Raw genomic sequence first — 25,447 nt, 5'->3', positions numbered from 1 at the left:
GTCTCGCGACGCGCACGTTCCGGCATGCGGATCTCGACAGGAGGGGGTTGGAGGTCGGATCATCGGGGCGTGCTCATCGGCCGGGATGGGGAGCGGGCGCGACTCCGCGAGGTCCTCGCGGACATCCGCCGCGGGCGCGGGGCGGCGGTGGTGATCCGCGGAGAGCCGGGAATCGGCAAGACGGCGCTGCTCGACGACCTGCGCAGCGCGGCGACCGGCGTCCGCGCGCTCTCGGCGCGCGGGGTCGAGTCCGAGGCCAGCCTCGCGTTCGCCGGACTCGCGGACGTGCTCCGACCCGTCCTCGACCGGCGTGGCGCCCTCCCGCCGGCGCAGCGCACGGCGATCGAGGCGGCGATGGCCCTCGGCCCCCCGGCGGTGCCGGACCGCTTCGCGGCGTACGCGGCGGCCCTCGGCCTCCTCGAGGTCGTCGCCGCTGAGGCCCCGCTCCTCGTCCTGGTCGATGACGTCCACTGGCTCGACGTCCCCAGCCGCGAGGCCCTGCTGTTCTGCGCACGGCGGCTCGGGGACGATCCGGTGGCGATCGTCGCCACCTCGCGTCGTGCCCCGCACGACGACCTCGACATCGGGGGGATCGACGAGATCGCGCTGGGGCCACTGGACGAGGCGTCGTCTCGGAGGCTCCTGCGGGCGGCGCTCCCCGGGGCGGACGAGTCCCTGCTCCGGACGCTCCTCGACGACGCGGGCGGCAACCCGCTCGCGCTCGTCGAGCTGCCCCGCGGCCTCGACGAGGACGAACGGGCCGGCGTCAGGGCGCCGCCGCGGCCGCCGCGGGCGGGCGAGGCCCTCGTGCGCAGCTACCGGAGCCTGCTCGCCCGGCTGCCCGCGCCGGCACGGCGTGCGTGCCTCATGGTGGCGATCAGCGAGGACGCCGGGTCCTCCGCGCTCGACGCCGCCCTCGCGCGGGAGGGCGGACGCCGGGAGGACCTCGCCACGGCGGAGGCGGCCGGGCTGGTGGTCATCGCCGGCGGCACCGCCCGCATGCGGCATCCCGTGCTCCGGTCGGTGGTTCGCGAGCTGGCCACGCCCGCCGAGCGGCGCGCGGCGCATCGCGCGATCGCGGACGCGCTCGATCCCGCCTCCGACGCGGAGGCGCGCGCATGGCACCTGGCCGAGGCGACCCTGGGTCCCGACGAGGAGGCCGCGGCCGCCCTCGAGCAGGCGGCCATGGCGGCCGCCGCGCGCACGGCGTACTCGGCCGCCGCAGGTGCCCTGGAGAGGGCCGCGGCGCTCTCGCGCGACCCCGCGGCGGCGACGGCGCGCCGCCTCCGGGCGACGGAGCTCGCGATGGCCGCCGGACGCCCGGCGTGGAGCCTCTCCCTGCTCGAGGGCGCGCGCGACGGCGGAGCCGCCGCGACCCATCTGCGCGGATTGGTCACCCTGCTCGCCGGGGACCTGGACGGCGCCTTCCGCACCCTCGTCGAGGGGGCCCGGCACGAGGCGGCCCGCTCGCCGACGGCGGCCGCCGCGATGCTCGCCGACGCGGTGCTCACCCGGACGATCGCGGGGGACTGCCACACCGCGCTCGCCGTCGCGCGGCAGGCCTTCGCCATCGATCCCGAGGGGCCCACCCGCGTGCCCAGCCTCGTCGGATACCTGGCCGGGACGCTCGTCCTCCGCGGCCAGGCGAGGGCCGCGCGCCCCCTGCTCGAGCGCTTCGACGTCCTCACGGCGGAGGTCGACGTCACCTCGCCCGTCGGCCAGATGGTCGTCCTGTCGGCGTCCTGGCGCGGCTGGCTCGGCGACTACGAGGTGACCGATGCACGACTGGATCAGTGGATCGATCAGGGAAGGGCATCCGCCGCCGTGGGGTTCCTCGGCTTCGTGCTGGCCTTCGGGTGCGAGATGGACTTCCGCCTCGGGCGATGGGGCCGTGCCCGGTCCCGCGGCGAGGAGGCGCTCGCCCTGCTCGCCGAGACGGGTCAGATGGGTCCGTCGGGGTACGCCGCGGCGTCCCTGGCCTGCGTCGAGGGGGGCCTGGGCCTGACCGACGACGCGCGCCGGCGGGCGTCCGAGACCCTGGAGGTCGCGGAACGGCTGCGCGTCGCGTCGGCGGAGACCTACGCCCGCGCCGCCCTGGGCTTCGCCTCGCTCGGGGAGGGCGACCCGCAGCGGGCCGTCGGGGACCTGGCCCGGTTGGAGGCGGACACACTGCGGCACGGACTCGCGGAGCCCGCCACGGTCCCGTGGCAGCCGGATCTGGTGGAGGCCTACGTGCGTGCGGGGCGCGTCCACGACGCCCGCCGGGTGCTCGCGACCCTGTCCGAGCAGGCCCACCGCACCGGCGGCGTCTGGGCGCTGGCGGTGACCCACCGGTGCCGCGGGCTCATCGATGACGACCTCGACCGCCACTTCGGCGAGGCCCTCCGGCTGCACGGGCGCCTCCCCCTCCCGTTCGACCGGGCGCGCACCGAGCTCGCGTACGGCGCCCGCCTGCGGCGCGCGGGACGCCGGACGGACGCGCGGATGCACCTCGAGCGGGCGCTGGCGGTCTTCGAGGACCTCGGCGCCCAGCCGTGGTCGCGCCAGGCGCGCGAGGAGATCGCCGCGAGCGGCGCCCGCCTGCGACCGCGCGCGGGGGGGCGCCCCGGCGAGGATCTGTCGCCGCGGGAGCTGCAGATCGCCCTCGCGGTCGCCGAGGGCGCGACCAACAGGGAGGTCGCCGGCCGCCTCTTCCTCTCGGAGAAGACGGTCGAGCGCCACCTCGGGAGCATCTACCGCAAACTCGGCGTGCGGTCCCGCACCGAGCTGGCGCGCCACGTCGCGACCGGGGCGCTCAGGCGGTGAAGGCGCGCTCCGACCCCGGTGTCAGCAGCACGGAGTCCCAGTAGACGCGCTCCTCGGCGAGGCCGCCGGGCGCCACACGGAAGACCGACACCCCCACGAGGTCGAGGGTGCGTCCGCGCGCCGCGGGGTCGCTCCACGCCGCGCCCAGGGTGCCGGTCACCCGCCACTCTGTCCACACCCTCTCGTCGCTCCCCTCGCTCAGGGCGTCGACCTCGAGCACGAGGTCCGGCACCCCCTGCAGGAAGTCCGCGATCCCCTCGGCGATCGCCGGGCGCCCGGTGAAGGTCGGGAAGGGGTCGCCCGGGGCGGACCCCGGCGGGCGGACGAACCACGTGCGGACGCCGTCAGGGGTGAAGCAGCCCGCGCAGGCCGCGGCGTCGTGGTCGTTCCAGGCGTCGTGGTAGCGCGCGACGGCGCCGGTGAGGGTCACGGGTCGGCGCGCCGGCGGGGCGCGTCGGCGGCTCCGTTCCGCGCGAACGCGCGCTCCAGCCCCTGGACCGCGAGGGTCGTCTCGAACCGGTGGCGGGCGGCGGTGAACTCCCGCCAGCCGGGGGGACCCAGCCGGTCGAGGACCGGCTCCTCGCGCGCCTCGTCGCGGGACGCGGAGGTCCACCGCTCGTCGTGCCGGGCACTCATCGCTCGCGCTCCCCTCACTGGCCACCGTTGCGGCCCGACGCTAGTGCCGGGGCCGCGGTCGGCGCGTGAGGGATCCCCCTCGACCTTCCGGCCTACCCCGGGGGGTCGGCGGCGCCGTAGTGGGCGGGGCGGCCGGTCGCGAGCGCCCAGAACTGGTCGCCGTGGTCGTAGTGCCACCACTCCTCGGCGTAGGCGGTGAAGCCGTGCTCCGACATCGCCCAGAACAGGATGCGCCGCAGGTCCCGGGCGGGGCCGGGGACGTCCTCGAGCGCGCGGGCGCCGGCCTCGGCGACGAAGGCGTCGAACGACGTCCCCATGTCGAGGGGTCGGCCGTCGGCGTCGCCGAGGGTGAGGTCGACGGCGCCGCCGGTGAGGTGCGGCGGGGGCGCCTCCACCGACCGCGAGGGCGGGGTCACGTAGCGGGCGGCGGCGTCCTCGAGGGCGTCGGCCGGCCAGTCGGGGTGCACCATCGTGAGCTCGTCGAGGTACGTGTCGTACAGCGCGGCCTGCGTCGCGATGGGGCGGTAGCCGTCCCACACGACGAGGGTCATGCCGTCCGGCAGCCCCGCGGCGACGGCGGCGAGGCGGCGGGCGACGTCCTCCCGCACCCACCCCTCCGGCAGGGCGCCGGGGAGGCCGGCGGCGAGGTACCGGGGGTCGTCGTGGACGCGCCCCCCGATGTCGGCGACCCGCACGAGCGGCTCGGCGCGCGGGACGATGTCCACCTCGCGCCAGCCCTCGGTCGACGCGAGGGGCGGGATCGGCCTCACCGGCCGCCCCACGTGGCGGCGTCGATGCGGGGGCCGGGGTCGGCGCCCGCGGCGATCGCGATGAACGGCTCGACGACGGTGGAGGGGTGCGGGACGGTGGCGGGGTCCTCGTCCGGGTAGGCGGCGGCGCGCATGGTGGTGCGCAGGCCGCCGGGGTTGACCGCGACGCAGCGGATGCGGCGGTCGGCGAGCTCCTCCCGCAGCATCCCCGTGATCCCCTCGAGCGCGAGCTTGGAGACGGCGTAGGCGCCCCACCCCGCGCGGCCCGCCGCCCCGGAGGTGACGTTCACGATCGCGCCGTCGTCGGCGATCCCCGGCAGCAGCGCCTGGATCAGCGCGAGGGTGCCGGTGGCGTTGACGGCCATGACCTCGTCCCACGTCTCCGCGGGGTACGTCTCGAGGGGCATGCGCTCGCCCAGCAGGCTCGCGTTGTTGACGAGCACGTCGACCCGCCCGAGGGCGGACAGCGACTGGGCGGCGGCCGCGGCCACCGAGACGCGGTCGCGCAGGTCGAGTCCCACCGGGTGCGCCTCGCCGCCGCGGGCGCGCACCGCGGCGCGGGTCGCCTCCAGGCGTTCCGGCGACGTCGCCGTCACGACCAGCGACGCACCCTCCGCGGCGACGCCCTCCGCCACCGCGCGGCCGAGGCCGCGGGAGGCCCCGGTCACCACGATCCTCGTCCCCTCCAGGCGGCCGCTCACGCCGATCGGCCCATCCGGCGGGAGGCGGCGCGTCGCGCCCTAGTCGTTCTGGTCCTGGCGCGACTCCCGGGGGACCTCGGGGGTCGGGTTCGCCGGCCGCACGGTGCTCTCGCCACCGACCCCGGCGACCGCGGCGATGTAGGCGGACACGTTGCGGGCGTCCTCACCGACGACGAGGTCGCGCGGCATGGGCTTCTGGGCGATGCGGATCCAGCGCTGCACCACGCCGGCGAACTGCTCGTCGCTCATCCCGACCTCGCGGGCGGCGCGGAACGAGTCGTCCAGGTTCGGGCCGATGTTCGCGGGGGGCGTCCCCGCGTCGTTCAGCGTGTGGCAACCCGCGCAGGCGGTCGCGAAGGTCTGCTTGCCCGCCTCCAGGTCGGCGTCCGCGAAGTCGTCGCCCCCGCAGCCGGCGAGCGCGAGCACGCCTGCTCCGAGCGCGATGGCCACGGCCACGCGGCCGGTGTGACGCACACGAGCCCCTCTCATATGAGGTAGACGAGGACGAAGAGCAGGACCCAGACCACGTCGACGAAGTGCCAGTACAGGCTGGCGGCCGCGAGCGGCGTCGCCCACTGGGGCGTGAAGTCGTGCGCCTTCTTCACCCGGATGAACGCGAGGGTGAGCAGCGTCAGGCCGACGAACACGTGCAGGCCGTGGAAGCCGGTCAGCGTGTAGAAGGTCGCGCCGAACGCCTGGTCCTGGGGCGTGAAGCCCAGGTGGATGTACTCGTTGATCTGGATGATCAGGAAGGTCGCGCCCAGGAACAGCGTGACCAGCAGGCCGCGCTCGAGGCCCTTGCGGTCGTTGTAGTGCTTGAGCCGGTGCTCGCCCCAGTGGAGCGTGAAGCTGGAGGCGACCAGGATCAGGGTGTTGAGGCCGGTGAGGACCTTCGGCAGCTCGAACGGCTCGCCCTCGGCGTTCAGCGGCGGCCACTGGTCGGCGACGTTGAAGCGCACGAAGAAGTAGGCGGCGAAGAGGGAGCCGAAGAGCATCACCTCGGACCCGATGAAGAAGATCATCGAGAGCATGCCCATGCTGATCTGGCTGCCCCGCGAGGGCGGGGGCGTGGCCCCCGACGCCGGCGCGTGGACCTCGTGCTCGGTCGTGGCCATGCGCTAGCTCCCGGACGGGGAGGCCGGGGCCCCCGCATCGACGACGATCTGCTCGACGGGCGTGGCGCCCGCCGCGCTCCGGACGGCCGCCAGCGCGTCGTCGGAGGCCAGCCTCCCGCCACGGGTGGCGGCGATCAGGATGAGGTCGGCTGCGTGGTCGGCGGTCGCGACGCGGGCGGCGACGGCGGCGTCGCCGTCCAGCACCTCGCCGCGCGCCTGGACGCCGACGGCCTGCAGGCCCTCGATGGCGCGCCGGACGCGCTCGGTGGCGGCGGACCGGGTCTCCTCGGCCTCGTCCGTCCAGCCGGGGCCGTCGAGGGCCATCGGGTAGAGGATGACGGCGGCCAGCGGCTGGGCGTCGGCGCGGTCGCGGAGGGCCTCGACCAGCGCGGAGCCGCCGAGGGCGTCGTCCGCGACGACGGCCACCCGGGTGACGCCGGGACGCGCGAGGGGCTCGGTCGCCTCCTCGGGCCGCACGACGACGCGGGTGATGCCGAGGTTCGTGACCTTGCGGAGGCGGTCGACCATGTCGTCGGCCATCCAGCCGGAGCGGCCCGTCGGGTAGGTCGCGAGGATGACCTCGTGGAGGTCCTCGTCGGTGCTGACGGTGGCGTAGGCCGCGAACGGGTCGCCGTCCACCACGATGCCGCTCGCGTCGATGCCGGCCTCGGCCAGCACGGAGAGCGTCACCTGCAGGCGGCGCTCGGCGGCCCTGCGGTCGGAACCCTCGGTCGGGACGGCGATCGTGAAGCGCCAGAGGCCCTCCCCGGCGCGGCGGCGGAGCTCGTCGATGAGCGCGCCGGACGCGACGGTCTCGCGGGCGATGACCAGGATCGTGCGCCGCTCCGTCTCGGTGAGCTCGCCGCCGATCTCCTCGGGGGCGAACACGACCGCGTGGCGCGCGCCGGGGACGCCGTACTGGTACGGGCCGCCGACCACCTGGGGCGTCGCCTCGAAGTTGAACAGCGACGGCGGGGACGACACGAGCCACTCGAGCGACCGGCCGCGCCAGGGGTTCCACGGGGCGGCGGGGCCCTTCCGCCACGACTGGATGATGTTGTAGGCGAAGACCAGCATCCCGACGCCCATGATCAGCGAGGCGCCGCTGATGATCGCGTTGAGCGTGCCGAAGCGGTCGTCGTAGGTGGCGACGCGGCGGGGCATGCCGTGCAGGCCGAGCCAGTGCATCGGCAGGAACGTCGCGTTGAAGCCGACGAACGTGATCCAGAAGCTCAGGACCCCGAGGCGCTCGTTGTACATCCTGCCGGTCATCTTCGGGAACCAGTGGTACACGCCGGCCATGATCGTGAAGAGGCTGCCGCCGACGAACACGTAGTGGATGTGGGCCACCACGAAGTAGGTGTCGGTCACCTGGATGTCCACGGGGATCGTGCCGAGCATGACCCCGGAGAGGCCGCCGATCACGAACGTCGTGATGAAGCCGAGCGCGAAGAGCATCGGCGTCCGCAGGTGGATCTTCCCGCCCCACAGTGTCCCGAGCCACGAGAACACCTTCACGCCCGTGGGCACCGCGATGATGATCGTGGTGATCATCATGGGCACGCGCAGCCACGCGGCCATGCCGCTGACGAACATGTGGTGCGCCCAGACGCCGAAGCCGAGGACGGCGATCGCGACGGTCGAGAACGCGAGCGCCCGGTAGCCGAAGATCGGCTTGCGCGAGTGGGTCGCGATGACCTCGCTGATGATCCCGAACCCGGGCAGGATCATGATGTAGACGGCCGGGTGCGAGTAGAACCAGAAGACGTGCTGGTACATGATCACGTCGCCGCCGCCGGTGGGGTCGAAGAAGTTCGTCCCCATGACGCGGTCGAAGAGCGTCATGAACTGCGAGCCGGCGATGAACGGCGTGCCGAACACCACCAGGGCCGACGTCGTCGCCTGGGCCCAGACCAGCAGCGGCATCCGCCACACGGTCATGCCCGGCGCGCGCATCGTGAAGATGGTGACCAGGAAGTTGATCGCCCCCATGATCGAGCTGGCGCCGATGATCTGGACGCCGACCTCGAAGAGCGTCGTCCCGGTGCCGCCCTGGGTCGCGAGCGGCGTGTAGGCGGTCCACCCGGCGGAGAAGGCGCCGAAGGCGGGCGAGATGGCGAGCATCACGCCGCCGGGGATCAGCAGCCAGAACGACAGGGCGTTCAGGCGCGGGAACGCCATGTCCTTGGCGCCGATCATGATCGGCAGCACGTAGTTCGAGAGGCCGACGAACGACGGGATGACGAACAGGAAGATCATCAGCGCCGCGTGCACGCTGAAGAGCCCGTTGTACGTCTCGGCGTCGCCGATCGTCTGGCCGGAGTCCGCCAGCTCCGCACGGACCAGCAGCGCGAAGATGCCGCCGACCGCGAAGAAGAAGAAGACGGCCACCATGTACTGGATGCCGATCACCTTGTGATCGGTGTTGGCCTTGAAGTAGTCCTTCCAGCTCTCGGCCCCGTGGAGCGAGTGGTCCTCGGGGTCGACCTGCCGGCCGGTCATCCAGCGCCACCAGTAGTCCCAGCAGCCGATGCCGATCGTGAAGCCGATCGCGGCGAGCGCGGACGCGAAGGTCCAGTAGACCTGGGGCTCCCACGTCGGCGTGTTGCCGAAGAGGGTGCGGCCGAGGAAGACGACCGTCATGCCGAGCATGAAGCCGGCGATGGTCCACACGACCGCGCGCTTCCACCAGTAGGAGAGCGGGCGCGGGTCCATGTGGTGGTCGTGCCCGTGCTGGTGCGAGTGGGTGGGTGCGTGGGTGGCCATGGGGGTCCTCGGTTACCTGGTCAGGGCTGGGCCGGGGTGCCCTCGGGCGTGTCCCCGGAACCCGCGGCGTCGGTGCCGGGGGCGGGGCTGGCGTCGGCCGGGGCCGGGGCGGAGGGCGCCGCGGCGACCTCGCGACGGGCCGTGTCGATCCACTGCTGGTAGGCGCCGGGCTCCATGACGATCACGCGTGCGCGCATGACGCCGTGACCCACGCCGCACAGCTCCGCGCAGATGACCTGGTAGGTGCCGGTCTTGTTCGGGTCGAAGATCAGCCGCGTCGTGATGCCGGGCACCACGTCCTGCTTGACGCGGAACTCCTTGACGTAGAAGTCGTGGATGACGTCCTTCGCGCGCATCTTCAGCTCGACCTGGCGGCCGACGGGGACCCGGAGGTCGCCGGTCTCCACCTGCGCGTCGGGGTACGTGAAGCTCCACGCGAACTGCTCGGCGGTGACGTCCACGACCAGGCGGTCGGAAGCGAGGGCCTCGTTGTCGGACAGCACCAGGTAGGCCCAGACGGCCACGACGGCGAGGAGGACGGCCGGCACGACCGTCCACACGACCTCGAGGGTCGTGTTGCCGTGCGTCGGGGGCCCGTCGGCGTCGTCGTCCTCGCCGACCCGGAAGCGGATCGCGGCGTAGAGGAGGACCGAGGTGACGATGGTGAAGATCGCCAGCGACACCCAGATGACGAACCACAGGAGCTGGTCGACCCGCTCGGCCTGGTCGGCCGCCTGGTCCGGGAGCCAGTCGATGAACAGCGCGACCGACACCGAGATGGCCCCGATGACGACCATCAGGATCAGCAACGGGACGGTGTGGCGGCTCCTCAGCACGGGCGGAACCCTAACACGCACCCTGGGCCGTGGAAGGGGGTGGTGACGGGTCAGACGTCCCTGCGCGAGCGGCGTCCGGCCCCCTCGGCGGAGGAGGGGACGGACCGCCCCGCCCGCGTGGGCCGGACGGCGTCCGGGCGCGGCCGCCCGGGGGCGGTCCACCGCCCCCGCGGCGGTCGTGGCGCTCAGGACCGCCCGGAGGGCGTGACGGGTCCCGAGGCGACCGCGGCGGGCGGCCGCCCGGTGAGGCGCACCGCCCCGGCGGCGCAGATCGCGAAGATCGCCGCGCCCAGGAACAGCGGCGCGGCGATGCCGGCGTGCTGGAACAGCAGGGTCGCGACGAGCGGCCCGGCGATGCGGGCGGCGCCCCCCACCGACGCGCTCAGGCCGAGGATCAGCCCCTGCTCGCGGTCGCCGGCGGCGAGGGAGATCATCGCCGTGGTGGTGGAGAAGACGAGGCCCGACGCGATGGCGAGCACCGCGAGACCGATGAGCAGGAGCCACAGGTCGCGCGCGACCCCCACGAGCAGCAGCCCCGCGGCGGTGCCGACGAGCCCCCCCACCAGCGCGCGCGCCTCCCCGACGCGCGCGACGACCCGCCCGACGAGCACCCCCTGGGCGAGGGCGGTGAGCACCCCGATGTAGACGAAGAGGAGCCCGACCTGGGTGACGCTGTAGTCGAAGCGGCGCTCCCCGAACAGCGCGAACGTCGACTCCATCCCGACGAACGCGAAGGTCGCGATGAACGACAGCCACACCAGCGGCGCGAGGGCGTCGCTCGTGAGGGCGCGGCGCACGAGGGCGAGGCGCGGGGCGGGGGCGGGCGCGGCGCCGGGGCGGCGCGACTCGGGCAGGCGGAACCACGCGATCACCAGGTTGGTGGCGGCGAGCCCCGCGGCCACGAAGAACGGCAGCCGCTGGTCGATCGACGAGAACAGGGCGCCGAGCGCCGGGCCGAGCACGAAGCCCAGGCCGAAGGCCGCGCCGATCATCCCCATCCCCCGGGCCCGCTCCTCGCGCGTGGTGACGTCGGCGACGTAGGCCTGCGCCGCGGCGTACGACGCCCCCGCGATGCCCTGCAGGACACGCGCGAACCAGAGGATCAGGAGCGTCCCCGCCAGGCCGATCAGCAGCGCCGACAGCGCGCTGCCCGCGAGCGACACCAGGATCACCGGGCGGCGGCCGTAGCGGTCGGAGAGCCGGCCCCAGACCGGGGCGAAGAGGAGCTGCATGACCGCGTACGAGGCGGTGAGCAGGCCGATCTGCACGGGCGACGCGCCGAAGTCCTCCGCCCAGAGCGGCAGGATCGGCAGGACGATGCCGAACCCGACGAGGTCGATGACCACCGTCGTGAAGACGATGCCGAGGGGCGACAGGAGGAAGGGCGGCCCCTCCCCGCGGCGCCGGCGGCGGCCCACCCCGGCGTCCCTACGCGGCGTCGACGACGAGGGCGACGAAGATCAGGGCGAGGTACAGCAGGGAGTAGTGGAACGTCGCCCGTGCCCAGCCGATCGCCGGGTCGCGGGCGAGCAGCGCCGCCAGGACGATGAACACGGCGCCGAGCACGAGGGCGCTGACGAGGTAGAACGCACCGGCGGCGCCGGAGACGACCGGCAGCAGGGTCACGCCCACCATCACGAGGGTCCAGAGGAGGATCTGCCGCTTGGTCTCCTCGACCCCGCGGACCACCGGCAGCATCGGGATGCCCGCCGCGGCGTAGTCGCGCTCCAGCATCAGGGCGAGGGCCCAGAAGTGCGGGGGCGTCCAGTAGAAGACGATCGCGAACAGGAGCCACGCCGACAGGCCGAGGTCGCCGGTGACCGCCGCCCAGCCCACGAGCGGGGGCACGGCGCCCGCCGAGCCGCCGATCACGATGTTGTGGAGCGACGTCCGCTTCAACCAGAGGGTGTAGACACCCACGTAGAGGGCGAGGCCCGCGAGGGCGAGGCCCGCGGCGAGCCAGTTCGCCGCCAGTCCGAGGACGAGGGCGCTGATGACGCCGAGCGCGATGCCGAAGACGAGGGCCCGGCCGGGGGCGACCCGGCCGGCGACCACGGGGCGCGTCGTCGTGCGCGCCATGCGCCCGTCGATGTCGCGGTCGATGTAGTGGTTGATCGCGTTGGCCCCGCCGGCCGCGAGGTAGCCGCCGACCATCGTCCACAGCAGCAGCCACCCGCCCGGCAGGCCGCCGGCGGCGACGCACATCGCGCCCGCCGTGGTGACCAGCAGCAGCGAGATGACCCGCGGCTTGGTGAGCCGGACGTAGTCGCCCACGACCCCGAGGGGTCGCGCCGCGACGGCGGCCGGTACGGCGCCCGTGGTCACGCGGTGACGGCGAACGCGGCGAGCACCGCGGCGAGCACCGCGGGCACGGCGGCCCACACGAGGTCGATGCGACGCCGCGGCGCGGCGGCGTCGGGGCGGCCGGAGACCCGGTGCGGGCGGAGCAGCGCCAGGCAGGCGGGCACCACCAGCACGGCGGCGATCAGCAGCGCCGTCAGTCTCACCGTCGTGTCACCCGTCCGAACATCGCCCGCGAGCATAGCGGGGCACCCCACCCGGGCACCCGTGACGGTCGTACCGCCACGGACGGGTTGACGCGGCCCGAGCGGGCGACGGAGGTTGCCCCCGTGGACCGACCCGACGTGGTGACCCTCGGCGCGGGACCGGCGGGCCTCGGCGCCGCGCTGGCCCTCGCACGTGCCGGTGCCCGCGTGCTCGTCGCCGACGGCGCCGCCGAGCCGGGCGGTCTCTGCGTGACCCGGCGGCGCGACGGCTACGCCTACGACCTGGGCGGGCACATCCCCTTCGTGCGCGACGAGGCCCGGCGCGCGTGGCTGCGCGACCTGCTCGGGGGCGCGCTCCGGCGCGTCGACCGCCCCGTCGCGTGCGTGCGCGGCGGCGAGGTCGTGCGCGGCCGCTACCTCGACCAGCGCCCCGACGCCGTCTACGAGCCGGCGACGCCCGACGGCTCCGCCCACGGGGAGCTCGGCAGCCGCTTCGGGGGGCCCTTCGTCGACGCGGTGATGCGCGCCTACCTCGAGAAGATCGACGGCGTCCCGCTGGAGCGCATCCCCGGCGACCGCGCACGGAGGCTGCTCGAGGACCAGGCCGCCCCCGACGGGTTCGACTTCCCGGAGGGCGGCATCGGCCGCCTCATGGACGCGATGCTCGACGCGGCCGCGCGCGCGGGGGCGGACGTGCGCCTCGGCACCCCGGTCACGGCGATCGAGGTCCCCGACGGGCGCCTCGCGGCGGTCCGCCTCGGGCCGGGCGGGGAGCGGGTGCCGGTGACCCAGGCCGTCGTCGCGATCCCCGCGGGCGCCGCGGCGCGGCTGCTGACGCCCGCCCCGCCGGGCGCGACCACCCGCGGGGTGCGCATGCGGGCGGTCTGCATCGTCTACGTGACGCTGGAGCGCGACCGCCTCACCGCGGAGCCGTGGATCCAGGTCGACGACCCGCGGGTGCCGTTCGCCCGCATGTTCGAGCCGGTCAACTGGACGCCGGGCAGCGCCCCCGCCGGGTGGACCGTCCTCGGCATGGAGTGCTACTGCCAGGCGGCGCCGGGCGACCCGGTCTGGTCGCTCGGCGACGAGGAGCTCGCCGCGGCGTGCGCCCGGGCGCTCGCCGACCCGCTCGGGCTGCTCGACGACCCCGCCGCGGCGCGGCTGCTGGAGGTGGTGCGGCTGCCGCGCGCCTACCCGGTGGCGGACGTCGCCCAGATGCCCGCGGTGCGCGCGCCCGCACTCTGGCTGTCGGAGCTGCACGGCCTGCACCTCGCCCCGGGCGCCGCGGTGATCGAGGCGATCGAGGCCGGGGAGGCCGCCGCCGAGGCGATCCTCGCCCACCGCCGGGGCCCCGACCCCGCCCCGGACGCGGTGCCGCCCATCTCGTAGCCGACGGGCGGCCCCACGCGGTGGTCGTACCGGCCCCGGTGGTGCATCCCCGGGGGCCCCGGGTGAGGTAGCCTCGCCCGGGTGGCGACCGTTCCGGTGAGCACGCTGAGGGACCCCTTCGAGCGGCTGCTCGACCCCGCCCGCGTGATCGACCACGCCCTCGAGCGGCGGCTCTACTCCCGGGACGGCTCGATCGCCCAGGGCGACTGCGGGCTGGTGGTGCTGCCGGAGACGACGGCGGAGGTCGCGGCGTGCGTGCGCCTCGCCGGCGAGCTCGGCCTGGCGGTGGTGCCGCGCGGGTCGGGCACGGGCCTCTGCGGGGGGGCGGTCCCGCTGGAGGGGGCGATCGTGCTGTCGGTCGCGCGCATGGGCGCCATCCTCGAGATCGACCCCGAGGTGCCGTGCGCGCGGGTGCAGCCCGGCGTGCTGAACCTCGACCTGACGACGGCCGTCCGCCACCTCGGCCTCCACTACGCCCCGGACCCGTCGAGCCAGCAGGCCTGCTCGATCGGCGGCAACGTCGCGACCAACGCCGGCGGCCCCCACTGCCTCGCGTCGGGCGTCACCGCCCAGCACGTCCTCGGCATGGAGATCGTGCTCGCCGACGGCGAGGTGCTGCGCCTCGGCGGCACCGCCCCCGACCCTCCGGGCTACGACCTCCGCGGCTTCGTCGTCGGCGGCGAGGGGACCCTCGGCGTCGTGACCGAGGTCACCGTCCGGCTGACGCGCGACCCCGCGCAGGTGCGGACGATGCTGCTCGACTTCCCCACCGTGCGGGCCGCGGGGGAGGCCGTCGGGGGGATCATCGGCGGCGGGGTGATCCCCGCGGCGATGGAGATGATGGACCAGCGCATGACGATCGCCGTCGAGGCCTTCGTCCACGCCGACCTGCCGGTCGACGCCGCCGCGATGCTCCTGGTGGAGGTCGACGGGACGCCGGCCGAGGTCGCCGCGCACGTCGCGGTGGTGGAGGAGGTCGGCGCGCGGACGGGGGCGCGGCGGGTGCGCGTCGCCCGCGACGAGGCGGAGCGGGCGCTGTTCTGGAAGGCGCGCAAGAGCGCCTTCGGGGCGGTGGCGCGCGTCGCGCCGAACTACTACCTCCACGACTGCGTCGTGCCGCGCACCCGCCTCATCGAGGTGCTGGAGCGGATCGAGGCGATCGCCGCCGAGTTCGACCTCGTGATCATGAACGTGTTCCACGCCGGCGACGGCAACCTGCACCCCCTGATCGCCTTCGACCGCCGCGACGCGGAGCAGGTGGAGCGGGTGCACGCCGCGGGGACGGCGATCATCGAGGCCTGCGTCGCGGTCGGCGGGGTGCTGTCCGGCGAGCACGGCATCGGGCTGGAGAAGCGCGACTTCATGCCGTTGACGTTCAGCGCCGTCGACCTCGACGCCCAGGCGCGGGCGCGCGACGCCTTCGACCCGGAGGGGCGCATGAACCCGGCGAAGGTCCTGCCGCTCGGCAGCCGCTGCGGGGAGCTGGTGCTGGACGCCGGGTCGCTGCCGCCGGGCACGTGGCTGTGACGACGGTCCTCACCCCCTCCACGGCGGAGGAGCTGGCGGGGATGCTGCGGGAGGCGACGGCGTCGGGCCGCCGCGTCGACGTCGTCGGCGGGGGCACCCGCTCGCGGGCGGGGCGGCCGGGACCGCCGGGCGACGTGGAGATCCGCACCGGCGGCCTGCGCCGGATCGTCGCCCACGAGCCGCAGGACCTGACGCTGACCGTGGAGGCGGGGCTGCCGGTGACGGAGGCCGTCGCCCTGACGGCGGGCGCCGGCCAGGACTGGCCGCAGGCGGAGGTGCGGGACGGCTCGACGATCGGCGGGGTGCTCGCGACGGGCGCGAGCGGGCGGCGGCGGCTGCGGTCCGGCGCGGTCCGCGACTCGGTGCTCCAGATCGTGATCGCGACCGGCGACGGGCGTCTCGTCACCGCGGGCGGGCGGACGGTGAAGGGCGTGTCGGGCTTCGACATCCCGCGCCTCGCCGTCGGGTCGCGGGGGACGCTGGGCGTGATCACGCAGGTCACCCTCAAGCTGTGGCCGCTGCCGGAGGCGCGGGGCTGGTTCGGCGCCGGGGGCGGGCTGGAGGAGCGGCTCGCGTTGGCGCGGGCGGCGGTGACGGGGGCGGGGCGGCCGACGGCGGTGATCCTCACGCCGGGGCGGATCGACGTGGAGCTCGCGGGGCCGCCGGACGACGTGGTGCCGCCGCCGGGGATGGAGCCGTCCGGCGATCCCCCCGCTCCCGTGGGGACGGGCGTGGTGGAGGTCGGGGTCCCGCCGCCGCGGCTCGGCGACCTGTCGGTGCTGCTGGAGGACGAGGGGTTCGCGTACGAGGCGCGGTTCGGCGTGGGGACGTGCCTGGTCGCGGTCGATGACGCGGCGGGGGTGGCGCGGGTGCGGTCGTGGGCGGTCGGCCTCGGCGGCCACGCGGGGGTGCTCGACGGGCCGGACGGCCTGCGCGAGGACCCGTGGGGTCCCCCGCCCCCCGGTCTCGCCCTGATGCGCCGGCTGCGGGACGCGTTCGACCCGGCGGGGATCCTGAACGGGAGGCTGGTGCCGTGGGCGTGAGCGCGGGGTGGGATCCGAGCCGGCCGGCACCGCTCGAGGAGGACATCGTTAAGTGCGTGGCGTGCGGCCTGTGCCTGCCGCACTGCCCGACGTTCCGGCTGACGGGGCGCGAGACGGCGTCCCCCCGTGGCCGGATCGCCGCGATGCGCGCGGTCGACGAGGGCCTCGCGGAGGTGGACTCCTCGTTCACGACGATGATGGACGAGTGCCTCGCGTGCCGGGCGTGCGAGGCGGCGTGCCCGAGCGGGGTGCCGTTCGGGAGGATGATCGAGGGTGCCCGCGCGCAGGCGGAGCCGACCCGCGACGTGCGGGCCCGGGGGGTGCGGCGCCTGGGGCTGGCGTGGGTGCTGCCGCGGCCGCGGCTGGTGTTCGCGGCGGGCTGGGCCCTCGCCGTCGCGCGGGCGTTGCGGCTCGACCGGTTCGCCCCGGCGGCGCAGCGGGCGTCGACGCCGCCCGCCTCGATCGCGGAGCTGCGCCGTCCCGTTCCTGCGGAGCTCGGGTCGGGTCCCGAGGCAGCGGTCCTCGCGGGCTGCGTCATGGACGTGGCGTTCCGGCCGGTGCAGCGGGCGACGATGCGCGTCGTCGTCGACTCCGGGTACCGGGCGGTCCGGACGCGGGCGGGCGGGTGCTGCGGGGCGCTGGCGATGCACTACGGCCAGCCGGAGGCGGCCCGGGAGATGGCGCGGGCGCGGATCCCCGAGATGGAGTCGGGTGAGGTGGTGGTGGTGAACGGGTCGGGCTGCAGCGCCCACGTGAGGACGTACGGGGAGCTCCTCGCGGACGACCCGGTGTGGGCGGAGCGGGCGGAGCGCGTCGCCGGGCGCGTCCGCGACCTGATCGAGCTGAGGCCCCCCGTGCGTGACCGGGGCCTCGGCGTCGTCGCCGTCCACGACGCGTGCCACCACCTCCACGCGCAGAGGATCGAGCCGCGCCCCATGCTCCGCGACGCCGGCGCCGAGTGCGCCGAGCTGGGCGACGGGGGACGCTGCTGCGGCGCCGCCGGGCTCTACAGCGTCCTCCAACCGGAGATGTCGGCGCAGCTCCGGCGCCAGAAGGCGGAGGCGATCGCCGCCACCGGGGCCCCCGTCGTCGCCGTCGCGAACAGCGGCTGCGCCATCCAGATCGCCGCGGGCCTCCGCGAGATCGGCTCCGACGTCCGCGTCGCCCACCCCGCCGAGCTCCTCTCCCCCGACTGAGGTCGTCGGCCCGGGCCTCCTGCGCCGTGTCTGGCGCAAGTGGACGCCGGGGACGGTCCGAGTGGCCACTCGATGCGGCCAGGATCCCCGTGACCGGGGGTTCCCGTTCAAATGGACGTCGCGGACGGCTCGAACGGCCATCCGGGAAACCAGGAGGACCGGCGCCGGCCGAATGGACCTCGCGGCCGGCCGAGTGACCACGTCGAGGCGGCGGCCACTCGGCCGGTCCCCGTCGTCCATTTGCACCCAGGGGAACCGACCCGGGGACGGCACGATCCCGGCACGTTCCCGTGCTGATCCGTGACGGGGGGCGCTGGCAGTCTCGGGTCATGCCGAAGAGCCTCTACAAGGGACCACGCCTCGGGTCGCGGCCGCCGTGCCTGATCTGCATGGGGCCGGGTCGGGGGGAGCGGGCGGAGCTGCACCTCCCGTGCGGCGTCTCGGTGTGGCTCTGCGGCGAGCACCGCTCCGAGGAGTTCCAGCGCTCCCGGGCGGGCCGCGACCTCGCCGTCTCCCTCTGGCACGCGTGGCGGGCGGCGGGGTCGATGACCGCGCGGCGGCAGCGTGCGCTGGACGTCCTCACCCGCCGGGCGCGGGCGCGGTCGGGCGCGAGCGGACGACCCCTGCCCGGCTCCTACTCGTGGCCGGCCCTCCGCACCCGCGCGGAGCAGGCCTTCGCGGTCGGGAGGCCCCCCGCCCAGGTGATACGGGAGATCCACGCGACGGCGCGGTGCGGCGACGGGGTCATCCCCTCGGACCGGACGATGCGCCGGTGGTTCCGCGAGGGACGGTGGATCACCGGCGGGCCGGGGACCGCCCGACCCGGCGACCCGCCGCGCGACCCCGGCGGGCCCCGTCCCGGCTCCGGCGGCGCCGGTCCCGCCACCGCGCACGACGACCCCGCCGACGCGCCCCGTGATCACCCGGACGGGCGGCCACGGGGCCCGGTCGGTCTAGCGGACGATGTCCACGGGGGCGCCCGGCGGGACGGTGCGCCCGAGGCGCGTCGCGACGGCGTTCACCAGCCGCACGCAACCGTGGCTGACGGCCTGGCCGATGAGGCTCGCGCGGTTCGTGCCGTGCAGCGCCACCCGCCCGTCGCCGCCGTCGAAGTCCGACAGCCGCTCGGAGTGGGCGGTCAGGGTCATGATGTAGGTGCCGAAGAACCCGGAGGGGTTGTCCTGCCGGACGACCTCGCTGACGGCGAACCGTCCCACGGGGGTCGGGTTCGTCGGCGTGCCGACCGCGACCGACCACCGGCCGACGGCCTTCCCCGCCTTGAACAGCTGGAGGGTGCGGGAGCTCAGGTCGACGGTGATCCGGTACGGGGTCTTCCTGACCTGGACGGCCTCGGCGGGGACCCAGCCGGCCGCGTCGTTCGGCCGCTTGTTCAGGAGCACGCGGTACCAGACGCCGGTCTTCGTGCTCCGGGCGGCGAGCACCAGCAACACGTGGGGGCCGCGGTTGTAGGGCGCGGTCGCCTCGAGCTTCGACGTCTTGCGGGCCTGGGCGCGCGGCGCCGACCGGGTGTGCACGGGGACGATCACGCGGGCGGTCCACGCCTCACGCGTCGTCGGCCGGCTCGCGATCGGGGACGCCGTGGTCGCCGTGGAGACGGCGGTCGCGGTGGCCGGGACGGACGCCGGCGCGGCGGCGGACGCGGCCCCCGCCGCCAGGGCGAGCGCGCAGGCGGCCAGCGCGCCGGCGCCCCAGAGGGACGCCGGTCGCAGACGGGTCATCGCCATCAGCCGGTCACGCCCCCGGTCCGGGCGACGGGACGCGGGCCCACGATCTTCGTGGGGACCGTCGAACGCCGCGGCGGCAGGTTGTCGGCCGTGACGGTCGCGGTGTTGCGGACCGTGCCGGTGACGTTCGGGTTGACGCGGACGGGCATCGTCAGGGTGCGGGAGCCGCCACCCGGCAGGGTGCCGACCCTCCACGTCACGACGCCGTTGCGGATCGTCGCGCCCGACGGGATGCGGACGAGCGTGAGGTTCGCCGGCACGAGGTCGGTGACCTCGACGTTCGTGGCGGGGAACGTGCTGCGGTTCCGCACCGTGATCCGGTACGTGAACGTCGCGCCCGCCCGGGCGGTGCGGGGACCGGTCTTCAGGATCCCGATGTTCGGCGTCGGGCCGCCCTGGGCGTTCGCGCCGCCGCCGCCGGCGACGAGGCCGAAGTTGTTGTTCGGGCTGCCGGTGCCGGACGTGATGCCGATGCCGCCGATGGTGCGCGCGGTCGTGATCGACAGGCCGCCCGGGACCGCGACGGACACGGTGTACGTGCCGGGGAGCAGGTCGGGGAAGGAGTAGCTGCCGTCGGAGCCCGAGAGCACCTGGCGCGCCGTGACGGTGATGCCGCCGGGGCGGGTGCCGGTCAGGTCGAGGCGCACGCCGGCGCGGCCGACCTCGCCGGCGTCGCGGATGCCGTTGCGGTTCGTGTCGATGAAGACCACGCCGCTGATCGGGGCGGGACGGACGTTGCCGGCGGTGAACGTGCCGACGCCGTTGACGGGCACCGTCACCTGGCCGGTGACGGGGGTGATCGCGACCCACGCCGGGTCCACGACCTCCGAGACCGTCCAGACGCCCGCGGGGACGCTGCCGATCGTCACGGTCCCGTCGACGCCGGTCGACGCGACGCTGCCGTTGCCCTGCGGGTTCGTCAGGCGGAAGCTCCACCCGGGGACGCCCGGCTCACCCGCGTCACGGGCGCCGTTGCCGTTCACGTCCTCGAACTTGACGAGCTGCAGCGTGCCGAGCGCGTCCGCCACGTCGAACGTGACGAGGGCGGAGCTCTCGAGGCTGCCGGGCGACGAGAAGAAGTCGACCGTCGCGCGGTACCGCCCGGGGGGCGCCGACGCCGACGGCACGAAGCCACGCGAGCCGTTGATCGGGCTCGGCTGCCCCGCGACGTTCTGCGTCTCCTGCTGCAGGACGTTCCCCGACGGGTCGGAGAAGCGCAGCTGCCAGGACTCGGCGACCGTCTGGTACGTGATCGAGAAGTCGACCTGTTGCGTGCCCGTGCCGCGCTGCACCGCCTGCGGGGGCGAGGGCGCGCGGTTGAGGGAGATGCCGATCGCGGAGGCCACCGCCGGCACCGCGAGGGCGATCACCAGCCCCAGGATCGCGGTGCCGCGCCAGCGGCCCAGAGGACCTCGTCTCATGTCACGCCTTTCGCCGAACGTCCGCCCGGACCGCCACTGCGGCCTCATTGGCGGTCAGGTTCCCCCGGAACGACCGGTACGTGAACCCCGGCCGGGTGACCGAACCTACGAAACCCTCCACCTGCAACGTTGCAGGTGCGTTTCAGGAGGCCCGCAGACCCTCCAGGCGCGGTCGGCGGGGCCGCGCGAGGCCCGCCAGCACCGCCGCGACCAGCAGCAACGCGATCGCGGCGACGGCGACCCACACCGTCAGCTCCCGCAGCCGCTCGACCGGCGCGACGATCGACCCGATGTCCCGGAAGACGGCCTGCAGATCCGCCGTCGTGATGCTCTGCGCGAAGATCCCGCCGGTCCGCGTCGACATCGCCGACAGCGTCTCCGCCGGCAGCGGCTGGTCGTCGCGGCCCGGGTCGTCGCCGAGCAGGATCGTGTACACCGGCACCCCCGCGACGGCCGCGCGGTCCGCCGCGGCCTCCGGGGACGTCGCCCGGCGGATCGAGTTCGCGCCGTCGGTGAGGACCAGGATCCGCCCCGGCGAGTCCGACGGGTCGGCGGGCGGCGGGTCCGCCACCGCACCCACCGAGACGAGCGACGCCAGCGACGTCGTCACGGCCTCGCCGAGGGCGGTTCCGACGCGGGTGTCCGTCACGCCCTCCAGCACCTGGTGCAGCCGGTCCCGGTCGAGGGTCGGCGCGAGCAGCACCTGGGCGCTCTCCGCGAACGTCGTCACGCCGATCGACGTCGTCTCCGGGGCCTGGTCGGCGAAGCTCTCCGCCGCCGTGATCGCCGCCTGCAGCCGCGACGGCTGGAGGTCGGTCTTCACCATCGACTCGGAGACGTCGATGGTGAGCATCACGCTCGAGCGGTCCTCCTGCGCCGTCTCCTCCACCGACGGGCGCGCCATCGCCACGGCCCCCGCCCCCACCGCCAGCAGGGCGACGGCGGCGGCGGCGGCGCGCAGCCGCCGCGTCCGGGCGGGCGGCCCGACCGCCATCACCCGCGGGTCGGACCAGCGGTCCGCGGCCCGGCGGCCCGCCCGCGACCACGCGACGAGCGCGACGGCGAGGAGCGGCAGGGCCAGCAGGGCCCACAGCCACATCGGCGACTGGAACGTCACAGGCGCGGCGAGATCCGCCAGGCCGCGACACCGGCCAGGATCAGGAGGGCGGCGGCGATGCCGACGAACCACGCCGTCACCTCGCCGCGCACGCGCTCGGTCCCGATGAACGAGCCGAGCCGCTCGTAGACGGCGCTCACCGACGCCGCGTCCTCGCTCTCGAACGCATCACCGCCCGTGATCTCCGCGACCTCCCGCAGGCCCTCGGCGTCCGGCGGCACCGGCTGGCCGTTCGCGAGGATCCCGTCGGGGGTGCCGAGGGAGACGGTGAAGACGGGGACCCCGGCCGCCTTCGCGTCCTCCGCCGCCAGCGACGGGGGGATGCCGACCGTCGTCGCGCCGTCGGAGAGCACCACGATGCGGGCCGCCTCCAGCGTCGCGCCGGCGTCGTCGGCGGGCAGGCCCGTCTGGGTCGCGCGGATCGCGTCGAGGGACGTCTCGATCGCCTCGCCGACCGCGGTGGCGCCGTCGGGCGCGAGGCCGTCGATCGCCCGCAGCAACGCGGCGCGGTCGGTGGTCGGCGCGACCAGCAGGTTCGCCGAGCCCGAGAAGCTCACCAGGCCGACCTGGTATTGGCGGGGCACCTCGTCCGCGAACGTCTTCGCGGCGTCCTGCGCGGCCTGCAGCCGGTACGGGTCGACGTCGGTGGCGGCCATCGAGCCCGACACGTCGATCGCGAGCATGATCGTCGCCCGCTCCCGCGGCTCGTCGCGCCACATCTCCGGCCGCGCGAGCGCGACCACCAGCGCCGACAGGGCGAGCAGGGCGAGCAGCAGCGGCAGGTGGCGGCGCCGCCGGGGACCGGGATCGGCGCGCGCCACGACGTCGAGGTCCGGGAAGGGGATGCCGACGGCCGGGCGGCGGCGGCGCCACCACCACACGAGGAGGGCGAGCAGCGGGACCGCGAGCAGGGCGAGCAGCAGCAGCGGCTGCTGGAACGTCACGCGAACGCCCCCGTCGCGCGCCGGCGGTGGGCGGGACGTCCGAGGGTCCGGGCCAGCGGCAGCACCCAGTCGAGGCCGGTCTCGGCGATGACGTGACGGGCGCCGGCGCGGGCGAGCATCGCGTCGCGGGCGCGGTCGGTCGCCTCGACGGCGGCGGCGAAGCGGGTGCGGAACCGCGGGTCGGCGGTGTCGACCAGGCGGCGGCGCCCCGTCTCGAGGTCGCGGAGGTGCACGGGCCCGACGTCGGGGAGGTCCCGCTCGCGCCGGTCGCGCACCTCGACGGCGATCACCTCGTGGCGGCGCCCGAGCGCGCCGATCGCCTGCTCCAGCCCCGGCAGGAGGGGGAAGTCGGAGATGAGGACGACGGCGCCGCGGTGGCGGGCGATCCGGCCGAGCGACGAGATCGCCCGCACCAGGTCGGTGCGCCCACCCCGACCCTCCACGGGGCGGATCCGGTCGACCGCGGCGATCGCGGCGACCAGGCCGCGCCGGTCCGCGCGGGGCGGCCGCATCAGGTCGATGTCGCCCGTGGCCGTCGCCATCACCCCGAGGCGGTCGCCCCGCCGGCGCAGCACCACCCCGACGCCGGCGAGCACCTCGCGGGCGAGCTCGGCCTTCGTCTGGACGGTGGTGCCGTACTCCATCGACGGGGAGCAGTCGACCAGCGCCCACGCGGTGAGCACCGGCTCGATCTCCGGGACGCGCACCATCGGCATGCCGGTGCGGGCGCTGAGCGGCCAGTCGACCCAGCGCACGTCGTCGCCGTCCTCGTAGGCGCGGGTCAGCGCGGGCTCGCCGCCCGGTCCCGGGCGCCGCCCCTGGCGCTCACCCTGCAGCAGGCCGTCGAGGCGCCGCGCGACGCGCAGCTCCACGCGCCGCAGGAGCGACTCCGAGAGGGCCGTGCTAGCCGGCGGAGCGGCCACTTCCGAGCTCCACGTCGGGCTGCGGGATGGCGTCGATGATCGCGTCGAGCACCTGGTCGGGGCGCACGTCCGCGGCGAGCGCCTCGTAGGAGAGCACGATGCGGTGGCGCAGCACGTCGTGGAACAGGCTGTGGACGTCCTCGGGCATGACGTACGTGCGCCCGCGCATCACGGCGAGCGCCCGGCCGCCGCGGATCAGCGCCAGCGACGCACGCGGCGAGCCGCCGAGGTCGAGGTACGGCTCCAGGTGGGCGAGGCCCTCCGCCGACGGGGTGCGGGTCGCGTTGACGAGGCGCACCGCGTAGGCGCGGACGCGGTGGTCCACGAAGACCGTGTCGGCGGCCTCCTGCAGCTCGATGATCTGGGCGGGGTCGAGGAGCTGCCGCGGCTGGGGCGGGTCGGAGGCCATGCGGCGCACGATCTCCTCCTCGTCGGCGACGGACGGGTACCCGACGACCAGCTTCATCGCGAACCGGTCGACCTGGGCCTCCGGGAGGGGGTAGACGCCCTCGCTCTCGATCGGGTTCTGGGTGGCGAGCACGAAGAACGGGCGCGGGGTGGGGTGCGTCTCGCCGGCGATCGACGCGTGGCCCTCGGCCATCACCTCGAGCAGCGCCGACTGCACCTTCGCGGGCGCGCGGTTGATCTCGTCGGCGAGCACGAAGTTCGCGAAGACGGGACCGAGGCGGGTCGAGAAGCCACCGTCGCGGTCGAGGACCTGGCCGCCGACGACGTCGGAGGGGACGAGGTCGGGGGTGAACTGGATGCGCGAGAAGTGCCCGCCGCAGACGCGGGCGACGGTCTCCAGCGTCAGCGTCTTCGCGAGGCCGGGGACGCCCTCGAGCAGGACGTGCCCGCGGGAGAGCAGCGACACGAGGACGCGGTCGAGCAGGCGGTCCTGCCCCACCACGACGCGCCGCAGCTCGTAGAGCACGGCCTCCATGCGCTCGCGGGGCGACGCCCCGCTCGCCGGCACGAGGGTGGGCTCGGGGCGGTCGTCCATGCGGTCGGGTCCTCCTGCGGTGGTGGTCACGGGGCCCCGTCGAGCAGCGCGCGGACACGCGACGCGGGGACGGCGAAGCCGATCCCGACGTTGCCGGGGATGGGGCCGAGGATCGAGGTGGGGATGCCCACCAGCCGGCCCTCGAGGTCGAAGAGGCCGCCCCCCGAGTTGCCGGGGTTGATGGGGGCGTCGATCTGGATCATCGGGACCCCCTCCGGGTTCGTGCGTCCCACGGCGCTGACCACTCCTGCAGTCACCGTGTTCTGCAACCCGAAGGGGCTCCCGATGGCGAAGACCCGATCCCCCTGGCGCAGGCCCCCGTCCGGTGCGTCGACCAGCTCGGCCCCGCGTCCCGCGTCCTGCTCGGGACGCAGGACGGCGAGGTCCTGACGCGAGTCGGTGCTGACCACGTCGGCGCCGATGCGGCGCTCGTCCTGGGTGATGACGACCACCCGCGACGCCCCCTGGATGACGTGGTCGTTCGTCACGATGAGCCCCGACGGCTCGAGGATCACGCCGCTGCCCTGGCCGCTCTCGGTGCGCACCTGAACCACCGTCGGCGACACCCGCGCGACGGCGTCGGCGAGGTCCTCCTCCGCCGCGGGGGACGGGACGCCGGTGGGCGTCGCCGTCACCGGCGTGGTGGCGACCGGCGCGGGCGCCGGGTCGTCGTCGAGGCTCCAGGCGGTGAGGCCCCCCGCGGCGCCGGCGGCGACGATCGCGACCGCCACGAGGGCGGCCGACCGTGGGACGGACCGCAGGCGACGGGCGCCGCCCGGCGGCGGGGGGGGCGGGGGCGGGGGCGAGCCATGGGGCGTCGCCCCGATCGGGGGCAGTCCGGGACCGGGGCGGGTCGCGGACGGCGGGAGCGGCGGGAGACCGTCACCCGAGGGGTCGCGGGGCGGCAGGGAGGGCAGGCCCTCCGGCCGCGTCCGGCGCTCGAGTGGTGGGAGGCTCTCGCTCACGGGTCAGGTTGTACCGGGCCCGCGTGAAGGCCAGGTTA

23 protein-coding genes are annotated in these 25,447 nt (G+C 75.4%); 5 read left to right on the top strand and 18 right to left on the bottom strand.

The features are described from left to right. Positions 1 to 69 precede the first annotated feature (69 nt). The gene (locus tag IU369_RS01595) at positions 70 to 2,805 is read left to right on the top strand and encodes a helix-turn-helix transcriptional regulator (RefSeq protein ID WP_217922817.1); all 2,736 of its coding nucleotides are present in this window, start codon (positions 70 to 72) and stop codon (positions 2,803 to 2,805) included. Here IU369_RS01595 and IU369_RS01590 read toward each other — a convergent pair. The 11 genes from IU369_RS01590 to IU369_RS01540 form a co-directional block, all read right to left on the bottom strand. Next, the gene (locus tag IU369_RS01590; protein ID WP_217922816.1) at positions 2,795 to 3,235 is read right to left on the bottom strand and encodes an ester cyclase; all 441 of its coding nucleotides are present in this window, start codon (positions 3,233 to 3,235) and stop codon (positions 2,795 to 2,797) included. The genes IU369_RS01595 and IU369_RS01590 overlap by 11 nt on opposite strands. Then, on the bottom strand, positions 3,232 to 3,441 hold the full coding sequence (locus IU369_RS01585; protein ID WP_217922815.1) for a hypothetical protein: 210 nt from the start codon (positions 3,439 to 3,441) through the stop codon (positions 3,232 to 3,234). Before IU369_RS01585 ends, IU369_RS01590 begins: the two co-directional genes overlap by 4 nt. A gap of 92 nt (positions 3,442 to 3,533) precedes the next feature. Further along, positions 3,534 to 4,211: a M15 family metallopeptidase gene (locus tag IU369_RS01580; protein WP_217922814.1), complete on the bottom strand. Its 678-nt coding sequence runs from the start codon at positions 4,209 to 4,211 to the stop codon at positions 3,534 to 3,536. After that, the gene (locus IU369_RS01575; protein WP_217922813.1) at positions 4,208 to 4,912 is read right to left on the bottom strand and encodes an SDR family NAD(P)-dependent oxidoreductase; all 705 of its coding nucleotides are present in this window, start codon (positions 4,910 to 4,912) and stop codon (positions 4,208 to 4,210) included. The genes IU369_RS01580 and IU369_RS01575 overlap by 4 nt, the downstream gene beginning before the upstream one ends. Positions 4,913 to 4,951: 39 nt before the next feature. Beyond that, the gene (locus tag IU369_RS01570) at positions 4,952 to 5,368 is read right to left on the bottom strand and encodes a c-type cytochrome (protein ID WP_217922812.1); all 417 of its coding nucleotides are present in this window, start codon (positions 5,366 to 5,368) and stop codon (positions 4,952 to 4,954) included. Positions 5,369 to 5,397: 29 nt separating this feature from the next. Next, positions 5,398 to 6,027, bottom strand: coding sequence for a cytochrome c oxidase subunit 3 (locus IU369_RS01565; protein ID WP_217922811.1), 630 nt, complete (start codon positions 6,025 to 6,027; stop codon positions 5,398 to 5,400). A 3-nt stretch (positions 6,028 to 6,030) separates the two neighbouring features. Further along, positions 6,031 to 8,793, bottom strand: coding sequence for a cytochrome c oxidase subunit I (gene ctaD, locus IU369_RS01560; RefSeq protein ID WP_217922810.1), 2,763 nt, complete (start codon positions 8,791 to 8,793; stop codon positions 6,031 to 6,033). Between the two features lie 20 nt (positions 8,794 to 8,813). Continuing rightward, positions 8,814 to 9,629, bottom strand: a complete 816-nt coding sequence (coxB, locus tag IU369_RS01555; protein WP_217922809.1) for a cytochrome c oxidase subunit II — start codon at positions 9,627 to 9,629, stop codon at positions 8,814 to 8,816. A 185-nt stretch (positions 9,630 to 9,814) separates the two neighbouring features. Then, positions 9,815 to 11,047 carry an MFS transporter gene (locus IU369_RS01550; protein ID WP_217922808.1) on the bottom strand — a complete coding sequence of 411 codons (1,233 nt, stop codon included), beginning with the start codon at positions 11,045 to 11,047 and terminating at the stop codon, positions 9,815 to 9,817. 10 nt (positions 11,048 to 11,057) lie between these two features. Then, a complete protein-coding gene (locus IU369_RS01545) occupies positions 11,058 to 11,954 on the bottom strand; it encodes a heme o synthase (RefSeq protein ID WP_217922807.1) in 897 nt (298 codons plus the stop codon). Further along, positions 11,951 to 12,136 (bottom strand): hypothetical protein, encoded by a 186-nt coding sequence (locus IU369_RS01540; RefSeq protein WP_217922806.1) that lies wholly within the window; start codon positions 12,134 to 12,136, stop codon positions 11,951 to 11,953. The genes IU369_RS01545 and IU369_RS01540 overlap by 4 nt, the downstream gene beginning before the upstream one ends. A gap of 123 nt (positions 12,137 to 12,259) precedes the next feature. Between IU369_RS01540 and IU369_RS01535 the strand changes: the two genes are divergently transcribed. The 4 genes from IU369_RS01535 to IU369_RS01520 all read left to right on the top strand — a co-directional run bounded on the left by IU369_RS01535 (position 12,260) and on the right by IU369_RS01520 (position 17,291). Beyond that, positions 12,260 to 13,525, top strand: a complete 1,266-nt coding sequence (locus tag IU369_RS01535) for a protoporphyrinogen/coproporphyrinogen oxidase (RefSeq protein ID WP_217922805.1) — start codon at positions 12,260 to 12,262, stop codon at positions 13,523 to 13,525. Between the two features lie 96 nt (positions 13,526 to 13,621). After that, the gene (locus IU369_RS01530) at positions 13,622 to 15,052 is read left to right on the top strand and encodes an FAD-binding oxidoreductase (RefSeq protein WP_217922804.1); all 1,431 of its coding nucleotides are present in this window, start codon (positions 13,622 to 13,624) and stop codon (positions 15,050 to 15,052) included. Then, positions 15,043 to 16,095 (top strand): FAD-binding oxidoreductase, encoded by a 1,053-nt coding sequence (locus IU369_RS01525; protein WP_217922803.1) that lies wholly within the window; start codon positions 15,043 to 15,045, stop codon positions 16,093 to 16,095. Before IU369_RS01530 ends, IU369_RS01525 begins: the two co-directional genes overlap by 10 nt. Then, positions 16,086 to 17,291, top strand: coding sequence for a heterodisulfide reductase-related iron-sulfur binding cluster (locus tag IU369_RS01520; RefSeq protein ID WP_217922802.1), 1,206 nt, complete (start codon positions 16,086 to 16,088; stop codon positions 17,289 to 17,291). The genes IU369_RS01525 and IU369_RS01520 overlap by 10 nt, the downstream gene beginning before the upstream one ends. 953 nt (positions 17,292 to 18,244) lie before the next feature. On the opposite strand, the gene IU369_RS01515 is transcribed toward IU369_RS01520, so the two are convergent. The 7 genes from IU369_RS01515 to IU369_RS01485 all read right to left on the bottom strand — a co-directional run bounded on the left by IU369_RS01515 (position 18,245) and on the right by IU369_RS01485 (position 25,409). After that, complete coding sequence (locus IU369_RS01515) at positions 18,245 to 19,030, bottom strand: L,D-transpeptidase (protein ID WP_217922801.1); 786 nt, start codon at positions 19,028 to 19,030, stop codon at positions 18,245 to 18,247. A gap of 5 nt (positions 19,031 to 19,035) precedes the next feature. Further along, positions 19,036 to 20,457 carry an SdrD B-like domain-containing protein gene (locus IU369_RS01510; RefSeq protein WP_217922800.1) on the bottom strand — a complete coding sequence of 474 codons (1,422 nt, stop codon included), beginning with the start codon at positions 20,455 to 20,457 and terminating at the stop codon, positions 19,036 to 19,038. A gap of 142 nt (positions 20,458 to 20,599) precedes the next feature. Beyond that, the gene (locus IU369_RS01505; protein ID WP_217922799.1) at positions 20,600 to 21,574 is read right to left on the bottom strand and encodes a vWA domain-containing protein; all 975 of its coding nucleotides are present in this window, start codon (positions 21,572 to 21,574) and stop codon (positions 20,600 to 20,602) included. Then, positions 21,571 to 22,518, bottom strand: coding sequence for a VWA domain-containing protein (locus IU369_RS01500; RefSeq protein ID WP_217922798.1), 948 nt, complete (start codon positions 22,516 to 22,518; stop codon positions 21,571 to 21,573). Before IU369_RS01500 ends, IU369_RS01505 begins: the two co-directional genes overlap by 4 nt. Further along, on the bottom strand, positions 22,515 to 23,390 hold the full coding sequence (locus tag IU369_RS01495) for a DUF58 domain-containing protein (protein WP_217922797.1): 876 nt from the start codon (positions 23,388 to 23,390) through the stop codon (positions 22,515 to 22,517). The genes IU369_RS01500 and IU369_RS01495 overlap by 4 nt, the downstream gene beginning before the upstream one ends. A gap of 31 nt (positions 23,391 to 23,421) precedes the next feature. Next, positions 23,422 to 24,444, bottom strand: a complete 1,023-nt coding sequence (locus tag IU369_RS01490) for an AAA family ATPase (protein ID WP_217922796.1) — start codon at positions 24,442 to 24,444, stop codon at positions 23,422 to 23,424. Positions 24,445 to 24,470: 26 nt separating this feature from the next. Continuing rightward, positions 24,471 to 25,409, bottom strand: coding sequence for a S1C family serine protease (locus IU369_RS01485; RefSeq protein ID WP_217922795.1), 939 nt, complete (start codon positions 25,407 to 25,409; stop codon positions 24,471 to 24,473). Positions 25,410 to 25,447: the final 38 nt, after the last annotated feature.

Origin of the sequence: Miltoncostaea oceani, from assembly GCF_018141545.1 — a bacterium.
In the GTDB taxonomy this organism is placed as follows: domain Bacteria; phylum Actinomycetota; class Thermoleophilia; order Miltoncostaeales; family Miltoncostaeaceae; genus Miltoncostaea; species Miltoncostaea oceani.
This window is presented reverse-complemented; position numbering and strand designations above follow the sequence as displayed.